Annotated in this window: 2 protein-coding genes; both read left to right on the top strand. The window is 66.1% G+C overall.

Annotated features, from left to right (window positions below):
* Nucleotides 1-256: hypothetical protein (locus ACFWW2_RS16855; RefSeq protein ID WP_393929834.1), on the top strand; the 256-nt coding region annotated here is incomplete at its 5' end.
* 12 nt (nucleotides 257-268) lie between these two features.
* Nucleotides 269-3,550 (top strand): beta-ketoacyl synthase N-terminal-like domain-containing protein (locus ACFWW2_RS16850; RefSeq protein ID WP_393929832.1); only part of this gene is annotated, 3,282 nt, incomplete at its 3' end.

Here is a 3,550-nt window from a genome sequence, read left to right as displayed (position 1 = left end):
TTACGTCGGAATGGGAGCTGACTTGGCTCTTCATTTCAATTGCGCCCGCAGTCCTTGGGACTTTGCAGCAGACTATGATTTTTTAGGGACGGCTAAGCTTCACGAGATAGCATTTCCGGCTTCGGCCTATGATGATGACACACGCCAGGCACAGTCGCTAAGTTGGCCGGCATTTCGTGAAGAGCCGGCATCGGGAAAGCAACGGCCCGAAGTGACCATTTCCCGACCGGCAGACCGATTACATTCAAGTCATTGATAGGATGACGAGATGGATGACAACACAAACCGACCCAATCCGCGTGACGACACGGTCGATAACGAGACGAAAGCCCCAGGCAAGGCGGGTCGAGGACGTCGGCTGGTGGCGCGACTGCGCGCACCGCGGACGCTGGCTTCGTTGCTGCGGGACCGTGCGGAGAACGACGGCAACCGGGATGGCTTCACCTTTTACAGTTATCGGAAGGCAGGGCCGCCTGTAGAGCAGCGGCTGAGCTATGCCGGGCTGCAGCAGCGCGCCATGGCGATCGCAGCGACGGTGCAGGCCGGCTGTGCGGCCGGTGACCGGGTGGTGATCCTGTGCCCGCCGGGTCTGGACTATATCGCGTCGTTCTTCGGCTGCCAGCTGGCCGGAGTGGTGGCGGTGCCGGCCTATCCGCCGGGCAATACCAAACATATGGGCCGGCTCATGTCGATCCTGGCCGATGCCGGGGCGTCGGCGATCCTGGCGCCGTCGGATCTGTCGGGCCGATTGGCCGGTTGGGCGGATGGCGCGGACTTGCTGCCGCGTCGGATCGCGGTCGATGCGATCGACGCCGAGGCGGCCGCCGACTGGGTCGATCCTAATTGCCGGTCCGGCGACCTTGCATTCCTGCAATACACCTCCGGCACCACGGGCGCGCCCAAGGGCGTGATGGTCAGTCAGGGTAACCTGATAACCAATCTAAAGGCCATGCAAAGCCATTTGCAACTGGGCAGGCGTGATGTCGGGGCGTTCTGGTTGCCGCCTTATCACGACATGGGGCTTGTCGGCGGCATCCTGCAGCCGCTCAACAGCGGCTTTCCTTGCCATTTGATGTCACCGGCGGCCTTCCTGCAGCAGCCGATGCGCTGGCTGCGCATGATCTCACAGGCGCGGGTCACATTCTCCCTTGCGCCGAACTTCGCCTACGATCTGTGTGTCGCCGCGTCCGATCTGGCAGTGGATGGCGATGGGCTCGATTTGTCTGCCTGGGCGCTCGCCGGAAACGGGGCGGAGGTCGTACGCGCCACGACACTCGGGCGCTTTGCCGAGCGGTTCGCGCCGTTTGGTTTTGCCGCAGCCAGTCTTTATCCTTGCTACGGCATGGCGGAGATCACGCTGATGGCGACCGGCGCTGAGCGCGAAGCCGCCCCTGTAGTGATCGAGGCTTCGACGGAAACTTTGCAGTCCCGGGGGGGGCTGACGCCGGTTGATGTATCGGCGTGCGGCGATGACGCACCTGACCGATTGACGGCGACGACCCGGCTGGTCGGATGCGGGTCAATCATTCCGGACCACGATCTGCGCATTGTCGATCCCGAGACCTGCCGTGAGGTGGCCGCAGGGGCGGTCGGCGAGATCTGGTTGTCGGGACCGAGCGTGGCCCAGGGTTACTGGGAAAAGCCCGACCTGACCGAGGCCACCTTTCGGGCCCGGATAAAGGGCGTGCGCGGTCGCAGCAAACGCTATCTGCGCACCGGCGATCTGGGCGCCCTAGTCGACGGCGAGGTCTTCATCCTGGGTCGGATCAAGGAGATGATCATCATTCGCGGTCGCAACCATTATGCCCAGGACATCGAGATGACCGCGACCGATGCCCATGTTTCGGTCGCCCAGGATCGCGCGGCGGCCTTTGCGGTCGAGACCAGGGCCGACGGTACGGTCGTGGCGTCGGGCGCGCCAGCGATGGTGGAAGAGCGGCTGGTGCTGGTGCAGGAGGTCAAGCGGGACGGGATGCGCAAGCTTGACGGCGACGCGGTGTCCGCGGCAATCCGCCAGGCGATTGTCGCGGAGCATGAGATCGAGCCACATGCAATCGTGCTGATCCGGCCGGTCAGTCTGCCGCGGACGACGTCGGGCAAGATCCGGCGCCGTCGAGCACGTGAGCTGTTCTTGTCCGGTGAGCTCTCTGAGGTGGCGCGCTGGGAGCGTCCGGCACCAGCCAGCGATGATGATCGAGACATAGCGGGCGACGTGGAGCCACCGCCGGCGGCGGGTGACCGAGCTGCCCTTGAAGGCTGGCTGCGGAGCCTGGTCGGTCAAGCGGTCGGCCGGATGCCGCAGGAGGTTCCGGTCGATGTGGCGCTGCGTGAGCTGGGCATCGATTCGCTGGCCGGCATTCAACTGATGGGGCGGATCGCCCAGGCGCTCGGTGTGGCATTGGAGCCGGGCCAGCTCTACGATCTGCCGACCATCCGGGCGCTGGCGGCCTATCTCGGCGCCGAGGGCGGGACCGAGGCCGGAACGGCGTGGCAGACCGTCTCCCGGCCGGACGAGCCGATCGCGATTGTCGGTCTGGCCTGCCGGTTTCCGGGTTCAAACGAGGGTCTGGAGAGCTTCAGCGATCTGCTGTTTGACGGCCGCAGCGGCATCGGTCCGGTGCCGGCTGGGCGCTGGGACGCGGCTTCGGTCGCGGCGCCGCCCGAGGGCGGCTTCATCGAGGGTATCGACCGGTTCGATGCGGGCTTTTTCCGGATTGCGCCGGTCGAGGCGATGCTGATGGACCCGCAGCAGCGGCTGTTGCTGGAGACCGGCTGGCGGGCGCTGGAGCACGCCGGGCTGTCGCCGGATGGTTTGCGGAACAGCCGTACTGGCGTCTTTTTCGGCATCAGCACGCACGACTATGACGGCCTGGTCCGCCAGGCGCAGGACGGCGGGACCGGTGCGGGCGGTGATACCGGGCTTTATGTCGGCACGGGAAACGCCAACAGCGTGGCGGTTGGCCGGCTGTCTTATGTGCTGGGCTTGCGGGGCCCGGCGCTGGCGCTCGACACGGCCTGCTCGTCGTCGCTGGTGGCGCTGCATCAGGCGGTGGCGGGTCTGCAGCGGAGCGAGGCGGATCTGGCCCTGGCCGGCGGCGTCAATGCCATGCTGACACCGGCGCTGACGGTGGCGTTCACCGGTGCTGGCATGCTGTCGGCAGACGGCCGGTGCAAGACGTTTGATGCGTCTGCGGACGGTTATGTGCGCGGCGAGGGTTGCGGCGTGGTGGTGCTGAAGCGTCTGTCGGAGGCGGAGCGCGACGGCGATCGCATCCATGCGGTGATCCGGGGCAGTGCGGTCAATCATGACGGCGCCAGCAACGGTCTGACGGCCCCCAGCGGTGCGGCCCAGCAGGCTCTGATCGAGGACGCCCTGGCCAACGCGGGGCTTCAGCCGGCGGATGTGGATTATCTTGAGGCGCACGGCACGGGGACGTCGCTGGGCGATCCGATCGAGCTGCGCGCAGCGCTAGCGGTCTACGGGCAAGGCCGCGATCCGGAGCATCCGCTGCTGGTCGGCTCGGTGAAGACCAATATCGGCCATCTTGAG

Origin of the sequence: Yoonia sp. R2-816 (genome assembly GCF_046762905.1) — a bacterium.
Taxonomy (GTDB): Bacteria; Pseudomonadota; Alphaproteobacteria; order Rhodobacterales; family Rhodobacteraceae; genus Yoonia.
The sequence above is the reverse complement of the archived record's forward strand: the minus strand, read 5'-3'. Positions and strand labels throughout refer to the sequence as shown.